This is a genomic window from Bacillus sp. FSL K6-3458, assembly GCF_038005045.1.
GTDB lineage: Bacteria > Bacillota > Bacilli > Bacillales > Bacillaceae > Bacillus > Bacillus altitudinis.
This window is the reverse complement of record NZ_JBBOSI010000001.1, coordinates 3,587,132-3,602,841: the sequence shown is the minus strand read 5'-3', so window position 1 is coordinate 3,602,841 and position 15,710 is coordinate 3,587,132. Positions and strand designations below refer to the sequence as shown.

14 protein-coding genes are annotated in these 15,710 nt (G+C 41.1%); 8 read left to right on the top strand and 6 right to left on the bottom strand.

All coding sequences use genetic code 11. The annotated features are described in order from the left end of the window. The first annotated feature begins 6 nt into the window (after positions 1-6). The gene (locus tag MHH23_RS19100; protein WP_268430341.1) at positions 7-780 is read left to right on the top strand and encodes an IclR family transcriptional regulator; all 774 of its coding nucleotides are present in this window, start codon (positions 7-9) and stop codon (positions 778-780) included. A gap of 34 nt (positions 781-814) precedes the next feature. On the opposite strand, the gene MHH23_RS19095 is transcribed toward MHH23_RS19100, so the two are convergent. Next, complete coding sequence (locus MHH23_RS19095) at positions 815-1,450, bottom strand: FMN-dependent NADH-azoreductase (protein WP_024720223.1); 636 nt, start codon at positions 1,448-1,450, stop codon at positions 815-817. Between the two features lie 414 nt (positions 1,451-1,864). Here MHH23_RS19095 and MHH23_RS19090 point away from each other — a divergent pair, with 414 nt between their 5' ends. From MHH23_RS19090 to MHH23_RS19080, 3 genes are all read left to right on the top strand, one after another. Then, positions 1,865-2,497 (top strand): GDSL-type esterase/lipase family protein, encoded by a 633-nt coding sequence (locus MHH23_RS19090; RefSeq protein WP_041508281.1) that lies wholly within the window; start codon positions 1,865-1,867, stop codon positions 2,495-2,497. 87 nt (positions 2,498-2,584) lie between these two features. After that, positions 2,585-3,667: a C45 family peptidase gene (locus tag MHH23_RS19085; RefSeq protein WP_335364453.1), complete on the top strand. Its 1,083-nt coding sequence runs from the start codon at positions 2,585-2,587 to the stop codon at positions 3,665-3,667. 121 nt (positions 3,668-3,788) lie between these two features. Continuing rightward, positions 3,789-5,876, top strand: coding sequence for a BglG family transcription antiterminator (locus MHH23_RS19080; RefSeq protein ID WP_039166154.1), 2,088 nt, complete (start codon positions 3,789-3,791; stop codon positions 5,874-5,876). A 16-nt stretch (positions 5,877-5,892) separates the two neighbouring features. Here the strand turns inward: MHH23_RS19080 and MHH23_RS19075 are convergent, their stop codons facing one another. Beyond that, positions 5,893-6,504, bottom strand: coding sequence for a class I SAM-dependent methyltransferase (locus MHH23_RS19075; protein WP_340960066.1), 612 nt, complete (start codon positions 6,502-6,504; stop codon positions 5,893-5,895). A gap of 155 nt (positions 6,505-6,659) precedes the next feature. On the opposite strand from MHH23_RS19075, the gene MHH23_RS19070 reads away from it, so the two are divergent. Continuing rightward, positions 6,660-7,529 (top strand): SDR family oxidoreductase, encoded by an 870-nt coding sequence (locus MHH23_RS19070; RefSeq protein ID WP_024720227.1) that lies wholly within the window; start codon positions 6,660-6,662, stop codon positions 7,527-7,529. A gap of 293 nt (positions 7,530-7,822) precedes the next feature. Continuing rightward, positions 7,823-8,245 carry a pyridoxamine 5'-phosphate oxidase family protein gene (locus MHH23_RS19065; RefSeq protein WP_008347166.1) on the top strand — a complete coding sequence of 141 codons (423 nt, stop codon included), beginning with the start codon at positions 7,823-7,825 and terminating at the stop codon, positions 8,243-8,245. 594 nt (positions 8,246-8,839) lie between these two features. On the opposite strand, the gene MHH23_RS19060 is transcribed toward MHH23_RS19065, so the two are convergent. Then, positions 8,840-9,022, bottom strand: coding sequence for a hypothetical protein (locus MHH23_RS19060; RefSeq protein WP_041091160.1), 183 nt, complete (start codon positions 9,020-9,022; stop codon positions 8,840-8,842). Between the two features lie 13 nt (positions 9,023-9,035). Then, positions 9,036-9,254: a hypothetical protein gene (locus tag MHH23_RS19055; RefSeq protein WP_144668130.1), complete on the bottom strand. Its 219-nt coding sequence runs from the start codon at positions 9,252-9,254 to the stop codon at positions 9,036-9,038. 142 nt (positions 9,255-9,396) lie between these two features. On the opposite strand from MHH23_RS19055, the gene MHH23_RS19050 reads away from it, so the two are divergent. Next, a complete protein-coding gene (locus tag MHH23_RS19050; RefSeq protein ID WP_340960064.1) occupies positions 9,397-11,664 on the top strand; it encodes a hypothetical protein in 2,268 nt (755 codons plus the stop codon). Positions 11,665-11,721: 57 nt separating this feature from the next. On the opposite strand, the gene MHH23_RS19045 is transcribed toward MHH23_RS19050, so the two are convergent. Both MHH23_RS19045 and MHH23_RS19040 read right to left on the bottom strand, forming a co-directional pair. Beyond that, positions 11,722-12,018: a DUF3817 domain-containing protein gene (locus tag MHH23_RS19045; RefSeq protein WP_008347156.1), complete on the bottom strand. Its 297-nt coding sequence runs from the start codon at positions 12,016-12,018 to the stop codon at positions 11,722-11,724. 135 nt (positions 12,019-12,153) lie between these two features. After that, on the bottom strand, positions 12,154-12,852 hold the full coding sequence (locus MHH23_RS19040) for a hypothetical protein (protein ID WP_340960063.1): 699 nt from the start codon (positions 12,850-12,852) through the stop codon (positions 12,154-12,156). A 604-nt stretch (positions 12,853-13,456) separates the two neighbouring features. Between MHH23_RS19040 and MHH23_RS19035 the strand changes: the two genes are divergently transcribed. Beyond that, positions 13,457-15,643, top strand: coding sequence for a DNA topoisomerase III (locus tag MHH23_RS19035; RefSeq protein ID WP_340960061.1), 2,187 nt, complete (start codon positions 13,457-13,459; stop codon positions 15,641-15,643). Positions 15,644-15,710 lie beyond the last annotated feature (67 nt).

The following is a 15,710-nucleotide window of genomic DNA, read 5'->3' as shown; positions in this document are numbered from 1 at the left end:
AGGAACATGCAGAACACAAATAAAACCGTTGTGAAATCAATGGAGATATTACGGCTTTTTATCACACACGAACAATTAACGTTAAATGACATGATTGAGCTCTCGAGCATGCCCAAAACATCTGTACACCGAATGGCCAACTCGTTAGCCGATATGGGGTTATTAGAAAAGCATCCTTCAGGTGTTTACCGATTAGGATTGATGTTCCTTGAATACGGTCAGCTTGTCGCAGACCGCCTCGATATCCGTAGAATTGCAAGGCCCTTTATGGAAAACTTGCGTGATGAGGTAGGTGAGGCTGTTCAGCTCATTATTCGTGAAGGAGATGAAGCCATTTATGTGGAGAAAATGGAAGGAACGCAGCCCGTCCGGCTCTATACCGCTGTCGGAAGAAGATCCCCATTATATGCGGGAGCTTGTGCGAGAAGTATTCTCTCCTTTTTGCCAGAGGAAGAGAGACTTGCCTATATTGATTCGGTAGAGCTCGGGAAAATCGGGATCGGAACTATTACCGATAAAGATGTCCTGCGAAACATGATCGAAGAATCAAACAGGCGTGGATATACGTTAAGCTATTCAGAGCTTGAAAACTATACTGCGGCTATTGGAGCGCCCATTTTCAATCATCACGGAGAAGTGGCAGCAGGCATTAGTATTGCAGGGTTTGAAGCTGGCTATCAAAAGGAACGGCTTCCTTATTTAATTGAGCAGGTCAAAAAAGCGGCCAGCGGCATTTCAAAAGAATTAGGTTTTACAACTGAACAAATAAAAAGCCAATGATCGTTAAGATCATTGGCTTTTTGCGTGTTCATGATTAGAAAGTTTTACCTAAAGCTTTTGCACGTTCGATCGCATCTGCTTTAATTTGTTCTGCTTTTGCAGGCTCAGCATTGTGACCTTCAACAATAAGACCTTCGAAAGAAGGAATACCGAAGAAGTTTGCAATTGTTCCAAGGTAACGGTGACCTGCTTCTAGTTCAGCAGCAGGACCTTCAGTGTAGTATCCGCCACGTGCTTGGATGTGTAGCGCTTTTTTGTCTGTTAGTAATCCAACAGGACCTTGCTCAGTGTATTTGAATGTTTTACCAGCTACAGCAACAGAGTCGATGTATGCTTTAAGAACTGGTGGGAATGAGAAGTTCCAAAGTGGTGAAACAAATACGTATTTGTCAGCAGAAACGAATTGATCGCTTAATTCGTTTAGGCGAGCAACTTTCGCTTGCTCTTCAGCTGAAAGTGTATCGAAGCCAGCACCAGATTGAAGCTTGCCCCATCCAGCGAATACATCTGCATCAATGTGAGGAATGTTTTCTTTGTACAAATCGATATGTACAACCTCGTCACTTGGATTTGCTTCCTTATAAGATTCGATAAATGCTTTAGCAGTAGCCATACTGTAAGAAACTGTTTCATCATGCGGATGTGCAGTGATGTATAAAACTTTTGCCATGTTCATTCAATCCTTCCTGTTTCAATGATTTTTTTAGCGTATCCCAAAGATACACTGAATATGTGGCATCTTTAATCATATTGGAATGCTATGAAAAAGATGTAACAAGCACAGTTACATAAAAACTGATATTTTCATTGTAATCACTATATAGTTTGAAGTCAAGGTATAAAGTCTTGAAATCAAGATAAAAAGTTTGTAAATTTTTCTGAAACGCTTCAAGTCCGCGATTTAAGCAAAAAACCCTACTTCCATTGAACAAAAAATGGATCGATATCGCAAGTAAAGTGTTTGTAAATGCGCTCATCCTGCGTCTTTGAAAAAAAAGGTGGATGCCTTTAAGCCATCTGCTACAAGCATTTCTTCTTCTTTTTCGTATATATAAGAGAAGGCAGGAGAGAGTGAGGGATAAGAGTGGGACGATCCTATGTTGCGATTGGAGATTCTTTAACGGTTGGGGTGGGGGCACGTTTATTTGGCGGCGGTTTTACGGAGCGATATGCGGCGAAGCTTGAAAAGAAGCTGCATATACCGGTGAAACTGTCCGTATTTGCGAAATCAGGGTTAACAACGGAAGAGATCTTGCAGCTTTTTCAGCGGTCTGATGTAAGACGGGCGATTGCTCATGCTGACATCATCACCATCACAGGCTGCGGGAATGATCTTGTTCAAGCTGTTCTGCAGTATGAAAAAGGTGAAGATGAAAAGAAACTGCTGCAAGCGTCTATGCATTGTCAGGCGAATTTTAGCAAAATGGTTCAAGAAATCGCTCTGATAAAAAGAGGGCAGCATCAACCATACTGCGTATATTTATTGAATTTATATAATCCTTTTCCTGAGATTCCGATCGCCGAGAGATGGCTGAAGCAATACAACCATCACCTTCGCCAGCTTGCTACGAATCCACATGTAGAAGTGGTGGATATTTACGGTGTATTTGAAGGTCATCAAAGCGCATACTTATCGATTGATCAATTTCATCCGAACCACAAAGGATATGAAGCAATGGCAGAAGCGCTGTTTCAAAAATCCGCTAAGCAACTGTGATCCCGCGGGATTACAGTTTTTTTCATTCTTTTAAATGAAGGGCTGTTTCGATATGATAAAAGAAACAAAGACAAAAGAGGTGGATGCATGCAGGAGATGAGTGCGTATTTTCATGAATTGAAAGGAACAGCTTATGAGGTAGGAAAGCAGCAGGCTATTTGGCTGAAGGAACGCCCTTTGCTTAAGAAACAATACATTCAATCAGAACCGTTATCAAAAGAGGCTGTGAAGGAAACAAAGCAGCTGATTCGACCGTTTCTTCCTCAGTTAGAAGAAGAGCTCTCGGGATTTTGTGATGAAATGCAAATAGATGAAAGCGATTTGACCTTTTTCTATTCTTCGCATCTTCAGCCAGGCTGTTCCCATTGTGTGATGCAGGGGAATGAGGCTGCCAATCAACAGACGGTGATGCTGCGCAACTATGATTTTTCTCCGCTGTTTGATGATATGCGTCTTGTATCTACGCATGTGAAGGGCTCAGCAGTCCATACAGGCTCATCATTAATCTTATTTGGTCGATCGGATGGGATGAATGAGCATGGTCTATCGGTAACATTTTCTGCATGCGGTCCGCCTGTTGGCAACGAACCAGGCTTAAAGCCGCCGGCTGTTGCTGGCTTGCAAGTATATCATGTCATTCGTGCTGTGCTAGAGTCCTGTAAAACGGTGGAGGATGCCCTCCGTTTGGTACAGGAAATGCCCGTCGCGTCTAATGTTCACCTCATGCTTGCTGACCGGAAGGGAGAGGCGGCTGTGATTGAAATGATTGATGGGCAAAAAAAGGTGAGAAGGCCGGAGCGTGGATTTATTGCGGCTACGAACCATCCGCTCGCTGATCACACGGCAAAAGGGTTGACGAAACATCATTCTGTTGTCAGGTACGACATGTTAATTCAAGCTTTAGAAGAACAGCCGTCAAGCGAGTCTCTTACGGAACTATTTCAGACAGAATACCCTGCTGGTCTGACTGTGCACAATTATGAAGAGCTGTTTGGGACGATGCGAACCGTCATGTTTCGGCCGGAGGAAGGGACGATGGAGTATTGCTTTGGCTCTCCCGTCTATAATCCTACCTATTCATTAAAAGTCGGGGGCACACTGCCATTTCATGAACAAACGATTCAATTTCATCAAAAGGATTATGGACCTTCCTTTTGGAGAAACGTGTGAGTCTTTCATTTTGTCACAGCCTGTGCGCCAAATTTAGATCAACTTCAGGTTGCATCGATCAGTGAAAGCGTTTTATATTAAGGTGTGACAATAGACCTATTTAAGCAGAAGGAGGCATTTCATGTACATAACGGCACGAGAACAGAAAGTGATCAAATATATGATTCAGCAAAATCGTTATGTCACCATTCGTGAGATCGCCGATTCTGTTCAGGTAAGTACAAGAACGATTCATAGAGAACTTAAATCCATTAAACCTATTTTAAAGAATTACAACCTATCACTTGATAAACAGCCGGGGAAGGGCTTGAAGGCGGTCGGTGAACAGGAAGACAAACAGCGGCTTCTGTCTCATATTTCAAATGAAGATCAAATTGAATATAGTTCTGATGAACGGAAGCTCTTAATCCTGTGTGCCCTGCTTGAAGCAAAAGAACCGGTGAAATTATATACACTTGCAGCCGACTTGCAGGTCACAAATGCGACCATCAGCTACGACTTAGATGAACTGACGGACTGGATCGCTCCTTACGGTTTACTGCTTATCCGCAAGCGTGGGTACGGCATTGAATTAAAAGGGCCGGAGGAAGCCAAACGAAAAATTGTCGGGAACCTGATCGTTGACCGTCTCGACATTCAATTATTTCTCGAAACGATTGAGATGAATATTAAACATCGAACGAAAGCGACTGAAAAGGTGTTTGGGGTAGTCAGTCGAGGACAGCTGCTCAAGGTAGAAAGGCTGCTCTTTCATTTGAAAAACAGACTCTCTCTCTCGTTGTCAGATAGTGCCTATATTGCACTTGTCGTTCACTTAACCTATGCCATTGAACGCATTCAAATCGGTGAAACCATTCGGATGGAAGAGGAAGAATTGCTTGAATTAAAGCGGACGAAGGAATTTGAATCTTCACTCAGAATCGCACGAGCATTAGAACGCATGTTTAATGTAGAGATTCCTGAAGCTGAAGTTGGCTACATGACCATCCATTTGCGCAGTGCAAATCGAAGCTTTACGGCAGAATACCGCATTGATGAGATTGAGTTAGATATCGCGCTGAGAACGAAGAAACTCATTGACTTTATTTCTCATAAAACAGGCTATCATTTAAATGAAAACGATTCATTGTATGAGGGACTCGTGTCTCATCTTGAACCAGCTATGAACCGATTAAAAGAAAAGATGCGGATTTACAATCCGCTCACACAACAAATAAAAAAAGACTACTTCTTGCTGTTCATGGCGATTGAAGAAGGTGTGGAACGCTTCTTTCCTGAGATCGAATTTCCTGAGGATGAAATTGCCTTTATCGTGCTTCATTTTGGTTCGGTGCTTGAAATTAAAAAAGAAGAAACCAAGATTCATGCATTGGTCGTTTGCTCAAGCGGTATCGGTTCGTCAAAAATGCTCGCATCACGATTAAAAAAAGAATTGCCTGAGATCGCCAAATTCGATCTATCTTCCTTAATGGAGCTAAAGGAAATCGACGCTACAAGCTATGACATGATCGTATCAACCGTGCCGATCCCCTACGAGCATATTGATTACATTATGGTCAGCCCGCTCTTAAACGAGGATGACGCGGTGCGGGTCAAGTCTCATATTAAACGAAAAATTCCTTATCTGATTGAGAAAAAAAGAGCGCAGGAATCTGCAAAAGAATCGGTGGAGGAAACGGTTGATATGATAGGGATGGCAGAGCAAATCACGAATTATATGTCAGTGATTCGCAGCATCTTGTCCCATTTTACAATCGAAAAAAAGAAGACGACGGAGCAGCATGAGTCAACAATGAGAGAGCTGATGCGTCAGGTTGAAAGTCAAGGCTATTTAGAACGTGCAGACGAAGTGACAGCCGGTTTGCTTGAGCGTGAGCAGCAAGGTGGTTTAGGCATTCCAGGAACCGAGTTTGCTCTTTTTCACTTAAAGCATGATCTCATTAAAAAACCGGTCTTTCATATCTATGATCTTGATGAGGCATACGAGATCAAAAGCATGGATGGCGGGCAGCAGCTTATGTCCAGAATGCTCCTCATGCTAGCGCCGCTAGAGCTTGGCAAAGAAGGGTCTGAAATGTTTAGCCTGATCAGTTCATCCATCATTGAAAGCGAAGAAAGCATGGCGCTTTATGGACAAGGAACAAAGGAAGAGATTGAACAGAAATTACATCAACTTTTTTATCAATTTGTCAAAGAGGCAAAATGGTAAGAAAAAAGCCGAGAGCTTATTCGCTTCTCGGCTTTTTTGCTGTGACACAGACAGCGAGGGTGGGACGAATCTCCTCATATTCAACAGAAAACTGATCAAATCCAGCAAATTCTAAATCATTGAGGATGCTTTCGCTCATTTCTTTTGTTCGATTGGCGTCCGCTCCTTTTTCTCTTGGTTGCATCACAATGACGAGTGTTCCGCCCGGCTTCAAGGTGTGATAAAGGTTGAGTGCGCCAGCCTTTGGGTCATCCCAAATCGTATAATTGTTAACAGAAAGTACTTTGTCATACTGATCCGCCGGCAGGCGCGTTTTTTCAATTTTCCCGACATACAGCCGGACATGCTTCTCTTTGGATCGTTTCTTTATACGCGAATGCGCCTGTTCCTTCATAGTTGAAGAAGCATCTAGTCCATCAATGTGAAGATCGTCAAAATGCTTGAGCATATGTTTGATGCTATAGCCAGGGCCATAGCCTATTTCCAATATGTTTTCACCATCTGATAAATCTAAATGCTGGATCGCCCATTGATTCAGTGCCTTATTTTCATTTGCCATAATAAAACCTGCGATGCTTCCGAGCCAGCCTTTTGGTCTGCTAAAGGTTTTAGAAATGGTTGACAGCATGTGAGAACGCTCCTTTTTTATGTTTATGTAACCGATTTTTCCCATCCTGAAACCTGTCAGTTTTCAAAACGCATCGATGACGCATAGGGATGTTTGAGTGAAAAAATGAAGTGGTAATGAAAGGATACATCAACAAATCAAGGAGGAGCTTACACATGGATTTACGTGAATACTTAACAAATGGCATTCCGCGCCAAACGCAGGATCAGCAGCCAGGCAGTGAAAGAGAAATGAATCCTGCGCCGATCTATGAGGATGAATCGTATAAAGGGTCTGGTAAGCTAAAAGGAAAAGTAGCGCTGATTACAGGGGGAGACAGCGGAATTGGACGTGCCGTTTCTGTTGCGTATGCCAAAGAAGGAGCTCATGTCGCGATCGTATACTTAAATGAACATGAGGATGCAGAGGATACGCAAAAACGTGTAGAACAGGAAGGCGTCAAATGTTTAACAATTGCAGGGGATGTCGGGGACGAAGCCTTTTGTGAGAAAGCGGTAGAAAAGACAGTTGAAGCCTTTGGACAGCTGGACATCTTAGTCAATAATGCGGCCGAACAGCATCCGAAAGAACGTATTCAAGATATTTCTAGTGAACAGCTTCACCAAACCTTTAGAACCAATTTCTATTCTTATTTTTATTTTACGAAGAAGGCACTCGATTACTTAAAACCGGGAAGTTCCATTATTAATACAACATCTATTAACCCGTATCGAGGCAACAAGGTACTGATTGATTATACAGCGACAAAAGGGGCCATTAACGGCTTTACTCGTTCTATGGCACAGTCGCTTGTGAAAGATGGAATTCGGGTAAACGGTGTAGCACCCGGTCCAATTTGGACGCCGCTCATTCCATCTACATTTGATGAAGACAGTGTCGAAAGTTTCGGTGCCGAGACGCCAATGGGAAGACCAGGACAGCCTGTGGAGCATGTAGGCTGCTATGTACTGCTTGCTTCGGACGAATCGTCTTATATGACGGGACAGACACTTCATGTCAACGGCGGTTCCTTTATGAATACATGATCAATAGCACGCCGCCCAGATTTGATTGGGCGGTGTGTTTAGTATTTCTTCCGGTTCTTCTGTACAGATGAGACAGACCATATGATAATGCCCACAACAACCGCTGCAATAACAAGTGAACTCAAATGGAACATCGTTTCATGATGCATATTCAACTTCCCCCTTCAATGTATCCGTTTTTTATAGCATCAGCTAGAAGATGTCTTTTTATGAAAAACACATTTCTTTGTTTAATGAATGGATTGTCGTGGAAACCTAAGAGTACGGATGACATTTTGAAGGAGTGAAGATACATGTCACAAGAAGAGTTAAAGCAAAAGGTAATGAACTTATTAGACGAACAAAAAGTGGGAACATTGGCGACTGTTGAACAAGATAAGCCGCATACCCGCTATATGACTTTTTTTCATGAAGGGCTGACATTATATACACCAACAAGCAAAGAAACACATAAAGCTGATGAGATTGAAAAAAATCCGAATGTTCATATTCTCATTGGTTATTCAGGTGAAGGATTTGGGGACACATATGCAGAAATCGCAGGTAAAGCCACATTAACTGATGATCCAGAACTGATCGACCGCCTTTGGTCTGATGAGATGGAGAAATGGTTTAAAGGAAAAGATGATCCAAACCTAGTGATCCTTAAGATTGACCCAACCTCCATTCGTTATATGAACGAAGGAAACCGGACACCAGCAGAATTATCACTTTAACACTTGCGTAAGTTGGGGGAATGTGTTATAGTTTTATATTAAGTGTTGAAATAGCAAATAAATAAAGAAAGTAAACTTTCTTTTTTCTATGACATAATGAGAAGCAATAGAGCTTCTACTTGATAAGAACGAGACGCTGTCAAAGCGAACAAACTTATTCTTTTCCTTCTGCAACCGCCCCCTATAAAAGCGGAAGAATGGAAAAAAGACGTTTTGATTTACAATTCACACTGGCACGGCTTCGGAGCCGTAAGGACGAATGAGAGGTAGGGCTTTCGTTGTCTTGTTATCCAGAACTTCCATGGCGTTTACTTTCAAACGTAGGTTCACTCGGAACACATATGACACACTGATATGATCGAATCTTAATTCATACACTCCGTGACGGAGATTAAACATTGATTATTTATTTGCATGAAAAGAGTAAGAAACGGGCTGCCATCTATTTGGCAGCCTTTTTACGTTTTAAACAATAAAATAGGAAAAAGGAAGAAAAAAAGCGGACACCATCCGCATGACATCCCCTTCAAAAAGATTCGCCGCTAACAATAGAACAACGAACACTCATCGACAGAAAGAGGAAATGCTTCATTATCACTCCCTTCGCCCTTTCTTCTGATACCTCCAAATCCGGCCAATAAAAAAGAACATCACCGTAAACAAAATAGAGAAGATCAACATGTCCAGCAGTGTCACGCCTCTATCTGGATGCACAACCCCAAACCAAACCCATTGAAGAACAAAAGAGATAGCAAAATAAAAGATGGATTCTTTCATGAAATTCTCCTTTTTACTTATTTTTTTGACTGTTTAGCCACACCAACCAGATGAAGAAGGAACAAATGGCGCATGCGAGCAAAGTGACAGGCGGCAAGGTGTGCCAGCTAGTCAGCCCCTTTACAAAGCACATATAAAAAAAGAAAATGGTAATAGATACGAGCACCCCTTGCTTGAACCAACGGGGAACACGCAGCCAAGCCGCTAGAATGATCGATGATAGCTTATCCATTGAGATAACATCCTTTTTTTGAATCTGATTGGATTTTATCGTAAACAATCAAATATGTAAAATATGGATTTAGAAAGTTGGAATGGTATTCTTCTAGCATGAAACATTCTCGCTGCACTGACGTATAAGAAAAAGGAACTCCATGAAAGGAAGCGATCAAGTGAAAAGAATACCAGTGATTTTCCTCAGGTATATTGTCTTCTTTATTCCAGCAATCATTCTTAGTGTCTTGGTGTGGAACCATTACCAAGATGATTTGTCAGCAGGGAAAGCGACGCAATATGACGTCAAACAAATATTTACATTCGATGAAGGAAAACGAGTGGTGAGTGCTGTATCAAAAAACCAGCAGCTCCATTTTGCAATGTATGATCCTCAATCAGGAAAAAGAATCAGTGAATGGACCACGGAAAGCGATACGTTTAATGAAATGCTGCCATCCACTCAAGGTAACAACCTCTTACTTGCTTTAAAAAATAAAGAGGGGCAGCTGTTGATCGAGAAACTAACGCCGAGCGGGGAAAAGAAAGAGCTCGTTAAGCAAAATCTACAGATACCCTCGTTTTTAAAAACGAATACATATCAATGGAATGGACGACTCTTGTTTACAGGAGAAAAGGAAGGCGCTGCTGCGGTCCTCGGTGAGCTAAAGAATGGTCAGTTTCATGTGCACAATCTCAACGAGCTAAAACTGCCAGCAAGACCTGTTTCCATCGATGTCGTCATGAATTCTTTTAGAGGGCAGACCCCATTCCCCATGTTTGAATTGACTTTGAAAAATGACCAGAAGGCATATGTCAGCGGAATCTCAAACGAGAAACATCAGCTTGGGGTCTATGTCTCCAAAAGTGCTGAACCGTTTAGCCTCATTGAAGATAAAGTCGTGCAGCAGCTGCAAAAAACGATCGGATCATCACAAAACGTTGCTGTCGCTGTCGAATCCACCTATCCAAAAAGACCAAGGAAAGTGGATGCAGAGGGAAGGCTTGGGGAAGTCGTCCCAACACCAAAACCGATTTACCAAACCTTTATCTACCAGCTGAATGAAGAAGAAGTTCTTCTTGCAGGCTCTACAGCAAAGGACGAAGCAAAAGGCAAGCTGACTGGTTATATTTATAATCATCGCACAAATAAGGCGACGTCTGCCAGCAAGCTTTTTCAGTCGTTGTCATATGAATCTTTACAAAAAGAAGATCTCTCTTTTCATAAAAATGTGAAGAGCGATTGGCTCTATTATTCACTTGGCAACCAATTAACGGGGGCATTTGAGGCGAAAAGCAAAAAGCTAAAGGAATTCCCTTTGCAAAAGGTCATCTCAATCGAAAATGCCAGTCCAGCCCACCAAACGTCTGTTGACACCTTTATACAATATGTCATGAAGGGCGGACCACTCATTCTCAACTGGGCGATATGGCTCTTTATCCCACTGCTGTTATTTGTGCTAGCGATCTTCCTGCCGCCGATTTTGAGACTGGTGAGAAAGAACAAGATAAAAGACAGTGTCACATTAGAAGCCAATATTGTATCTGTCAAAGAAACGGGTACCTACATCAATGAACAGCCGCTGGTCAACATGCAGCTTCAATTTCAATATGATGGGGAAAATATCGAGAAGGCGGTTAAAACGGTTGTATCCTATACTCAGATACCGCAACCGGGTCAGCGTATCGCCATTCTCTACAATCCGAAAAAGAAAAAAGCGATGCTCTTAAAAGAGGGTGACTTCTCGCAGCCGAGCGAGCCAAAGTTCATCAAAGGCGCTATTTTAAGAAACATAGAATCATATGGAACCGTAGGACGAGGCACCGTCTTATCGCTTACATTTGAAGCAGATCAGAAAAGGTATACCATTCCGATGATTCAAGCCGCTGGTTTTGAGTTTAGAACAGGAGAAAAAGCTGATCTCGTTGACATCAGCGGTCAGTTGAAAATGGCAGCCTATGGGCATGAAGTGCGGAATCGTGCGGGGAAAGACGTGACATTAACAGGAACGATCCAACGGGTGAAGCAATATCCAGTCACAATTCATGATCAGAAGCCTACTATGCTGGATGTGACGGTTTCTAGCGGAGGTCAATCCATCGCAAAAACGGTCAGTCAATTCATCCCTGACCATATGGAGGTCGCGCCAGGAACTCAAATCACGATGCAGACAAAACAAGAAGAGCTGGATAAAGAAATCAGTCTTATGCAAGAGAAACAAGGAAGTGCAAAAGTGACCCATGTCACATTTTCCGGTGTCATCGGCAACCAGCCGTTAGCGATCATTCAGATTGAGAGAGATGGCGTGATGTATGAAGTGAAACAGCCAATCGATCCGATCACTAGCGTACTGCCAGGTGATGAATTATGGGTGGCATATCACGAAATGACACGTCAAGCAGCCATTGTGAAATATGCATCGATTTAAAAAATACGTCAGCGTGTAGAAAAAGGGCTAAAACGAATTTCGTTTTAGCCCTTTTGATTAAGCTTTTGTATCATACTGGCGAAGCACCTTATCATAGGCGAAGTTGCCGAAAGGAATGAATGCCGCAAAGAATCCGGCGATGGACCATTTCAAATGCCAGCGAACTTTAAATGTCACATATGCCAAAATGAGCATATAGATCACAAACAATGCGCCATGAAGAGAGCCCACAATGGTGACCGCCATCGGAATATCCGCAAAATATTTTAGAGGCATGGCAATTAAAAGAAGGGTTAAAAGAGACATACCCTCAATAAAACCCGCCTGTCGAAGACGGCTAATACTTGTATGCATATACAAATCCTCCTGTATAAAAGCTAGTTTCTCATCTTCTAATATAAACGAAAGATCGTCTGGACATGCGGAAATCTACGAAAAATTCAAAATATGTTCATGTTATTTTTAAAAAATGTCTTTTTTATACTTAATTTATTCAGAATTTTTCTTCTTTAAAGTGTTTAAGTCATTATGCATTTTCCATAGATTTTTATCGCCATTGTAGTAAAAATATTTTTTTGATATGAAGTGTTCGTTTTTATAAGAAAGATTTAATAACATGGATTTTTCTAAGATATCTGCAGAAACTTTTTTTGTTTGTTTTAACCTAAGGTCGAGTAAAAAAGATGTAATTAAAATTCCCACTACATAAGGTGCAAAAAAAATAGTACCAACACTTATAATATTTGCTTTGGAGAAATTACTTAAATATGTTTTAAAGTTAGAGAAATTATTCTGAATCTCTGCGATATCAATATCCTTGTAGTATTCCCAATTTTTAAGTTCATTTAAAGAAATTGATGTAAAACTTGTACTTACAAAGAAAAATATGGCTAATGAGCTTAATGTTAAAGTGATATTGCTTATTTTAAAAGCAGTACTTAATTGCTCAAGTTGATATGCTGGATGGATAATTACAGTTATGCATAAAAATACAGTTGAGTAGATAGATAGTGTTATAAACTCGTATGAGTGGCTTTCAATTACATAGGAAAGACTAATTAAAGTTTTTAGCGAAAATACGTTATAAAGTTGTACAAAAAATTCTTGTCTAATATTACTAGCTTCTATTGGTAAAAAACTCAAAAGTAAAGATATCATAGATATAAAAGATACAATAATTAAAAACAATGTGAATAATCCTAAAAATGTTACACTAATAATACAACAGAATCTGAAAATATAACTATTTTTACTTATTGCAAGTCCACTAAAAAATAAACATATAATAAAGCATAAGAAAGAAATTGTATGAAAATTGCTAAAATAATGATATCCGAGATATCTAAATGTTATAAATCCTAAAATCAAAGTCAATATAGAAATGTATATATAGGTGTTCCCTCTAGCTACACGATCTGATTTAAACCCTGATTCACTAATGTCTATATTTTTGAAATTCTTGAATGAATTAATTATACTAACTATTTTTAATATCCATGTAAAAGGGATTAGTAGTATAGAGATAAGTAATAAATATTCATTTTCAGAAAATAATATTATAGTAGTAATAAAATAAAGAAGAGATGTCGAGCAGAGATCAAAAAAAGATACGTTGTGGATGTAATTATTAAATGTTTTCATAAATTCCCCCTAATTTGTAAAATAATTTAATTAAATATAACATTATCCGAATTTATTCTCTAGAAGATCATTGAATTTTTCAGTCATTAGAACCGCATCTCCACGTCTGCTATAATAAAAGGATGGATAGAAGAAAGAGATGTGAAATTTCGTGTCAAAAACAGTTGTATTAGCAGAGAAACCTTCAGTAGGACGTGACTTAGCGCGTGTGCTGAAGTGTCATAAAAAAGGAAATGGTTTCTTAGAAGGAGATCAATACATTGTCACGTGGGCGCTGGGCCACTTGGTGACACTGGCTGATCCAGAAGGCTACGGGAAAGAATTTCAATCCTGGCGCCTAGAGGATTTACCCATTATTCCAGAACCACTCAAGCTTGTCGTGATGAAAAAGACAGGGAAGCAGTTCCAAGCGGTCAAAGCGCAGCTGGCGAGAAAAGATGTAAAAGACATTGTCATCGCAACAGATGCTGGACGTGAAGGGGAGCTTGTGGCAAGGTGGATTCTTGAAAAAGCACATGTGAAAAAGCCTCTAAAACGTTTATGGATTTCGTCTGTTACAGACAAAGCCATTCAAGAAGGGTTCAAGCGATTAAAAGACGGCAGAGAGTATGACAACTTGTACCGCTCTGCGGTGGCGCGTGCAGAGGCAGACTGGATTGTAGGGATCAACGCAACAAGAGCGCTGACAACGAAGTTCAATGCGCAGTTATCCTGTGGACGTGTGCAAACGCCAACGATTGCTATGATCGCCAAGCGAGAGGAAGACATTCAGCAATTCCAGCCGAAGCCGTTCTTTGGGCTGACTGCACAAGTAGACGGACTGACGCTGACTTGGCAGGATGCAAAGACAAAACAAAACCGTACATTCCAAGAGGATGTAGTGAAGGAGCGCTTGGCAGCCTGTAAAGGAAAATCTGCAGTGATTGATGCACTGAAAAAAACAGCGAAAAAATCCTTTGCTCCAGGGTTGTATGACCTGACAGAATTGCAGCGTGATGCCCATAAACGCTACGGTTTTTCAGCAAAAGAAACACTGTCTACACTTCAGCGTCTGTATGAGCAGCATAAGCTCGTCACGTACCCACGTACGGATTCACGTTTCATTTCGGCAGATATCGTGCCTACATTAAAAGATCGACTCAAAGGAATGAACGTTAGACCTTACGCTCAGCATGTGAATCGCATTCTACAATCAGGCATTAAAGCAAATAAAGGTTTTGTCAACGATGCCAAAGTGTCAGATCACCATGCGATCATTCCAACCGAGGAAGAGCTGTATCCAGGTGCTTTAAGCGATAAAGAGCGTAAATTATATGACCTGATTGCCAAGCGATTCCTCGCTGTACTGATGACCCCTTTTGAATATGAGGAAACAACAGTGATCGCCAAGATCGGCAGTGAGACATTCACAGCGAAAGGAAAAATTGTGCAATCAGCCGGCTGGAAAGCCGTGTACGATGATTCCTATGAAGACGAGGAATCAGCCGAAGCAGATCAGCACTTGCCGGCATTAACAGAGGGGCAGTCACTTGAAGTACGCCAATTAAAAGAGACAAAAGGCGAAACGAAACCTCCTGCTCGTTTTAACGAAGCGACCCTTTTATCTGCCATGGAGAACCCGTCTGCATTTATGGAGAACAAGGAAAAAGACTTAGTGAAAACCCTTGGTGAAACAGGTGGATTGGGGACAGTGGCAACAAGAGCCGATATCATTGAGAAACTATTTAACAGCTTCTTAATTGAAAAAAAGGGAAAAGACATCTTCATCACATCGAAAGGGAAGCAGCTACTTTCTTTAGTACCTGAAGATTTAAAGTCACCTGCGTTAACAGCGGAATGGGAACAAAAGCTTTCTAAAATTGCGAAAGGCCAATTGAAAGCTTCTCAATTCATGAGTGAAATGAAGTCATATGCAAAACAAGCCGTATCTGAAATCAAACAAACGAACCAAACCTTTAAGCATGACAACATGACAGGCACACATTGCCCTGACTGCGGAAAACTCATGTTAAAAGTGAACGGGAAAAACGGCACCATGCTTGTTTGTCAGGATAGAGAATGCGGACATCGAAAAAATGTGGCAAAGAAAACAAATGCACGCTGCCCGAACTGTCATAAAAAGCTTGAGCTGCGCGGAGAAGGCGATGGCAAAATATTTGCCTGTGTTTGTGGTCATAGAGAGAAACTGTCTGTTTTCGAAAAACGCAAATCACAATCCAATCAAAAACGAGCCAGTAAGCACGATGTGTCCAAATATATGAAGAAACAAAAGAAAGTGGAAGAACCAATCAATAACGCACTTGCAGAACAATTGAAGAAACTAAAATTAGATCAATAGTTGTGTAAAAACCCATGTGAATTCGCATGGGTTTTTTGTTTGTTCGAGTATTTTGACATGTTGTTTT

What these genes read in the sequence shown, in the direction of transcription:
- MHH23_RS19080 (WP_039166154.1), top strand. Translation starts at nt 3,789, where the DNA reads ATGTACATAACGGCACGAGAACAGAAAGTGATCAAATATATGATTCAG.
- MHH23_RS19050 (WP_340960064.1), top strand. Translation starts at nt 9,397, where the DNA reads ATGAAAGGAAGCGATCAAGTGAAAAGAATACCAGTGATTTTCCTCAGG.
- MHH23_RS19060 (WP_041091160.1), bottom strand. Translation starts at nt 9,022, where the DNA reads ATGAAAGAATCCATCTTTTATTTTGCTATCTCTTTTGTTCTTCAATGG.
- MHH23_RS19075 (WP_340960066.1), bottom strand. Translation starts at nt 6,504, where the DNA reads ATGCTGTCAACCATTTCTAAAACCTTTAGCAGACCAAAAGGCTGGCTC.
- MHH23_RS19070 (WP_024720227.1), top strand. Translation starts at nt 6,660, where the DNA reads ATGGATTTACGTGAATACTTAACAAATGGCATTCCGCGCCAAACGCAG.
- MHH23_RS19085 (WP_335364453.1), top strand. Translation starts at nt 2,585, where the DNA reads ATGCAGGAGATGAGTGCGTATTTTCATGAATTGAAAGGAACAGCTTAT.
- MHH23_RS19045 (WP_008347156.1), bottom strand. Translation starts at nt 12,018, where the DNA reads ATGCATACAAGTATTAGCCGTCTTCGACAGGCGGGTTTTATTGAGGGT.
- MHH23_RS19100 (WP_268430341.1), top strand. Translation starts at nt 7, where the DNA reads ATGCAGAACACAAATAAAACCGTTGTGAAATCAATGGAGATATTACGG.
- MHH23_RS19065 (WP_008347166.1), top strand. Translation starts at nt 7,823, where the DNA reads ATGTCACAAGAAGAGTTAAAGCAAAAGGTAATGAACTTATTAGACGAA.
- MHH23_RS19055 (WP_144668130.1), bottom strand. Translation starts at nt 9,254, where the DNA reads ATGGATAAGCTATCATCGATCATTCTAGCGGCTTGGCTGCGTGTTCCC.
- MHH23_RS19095 (WP_024720223.1), bottom strand. Translation starts at nt 1,450, where the DNA reads ATGGCAAAAGTTTTATACATCACTGCACATCCGCATGATGAAACAGTT.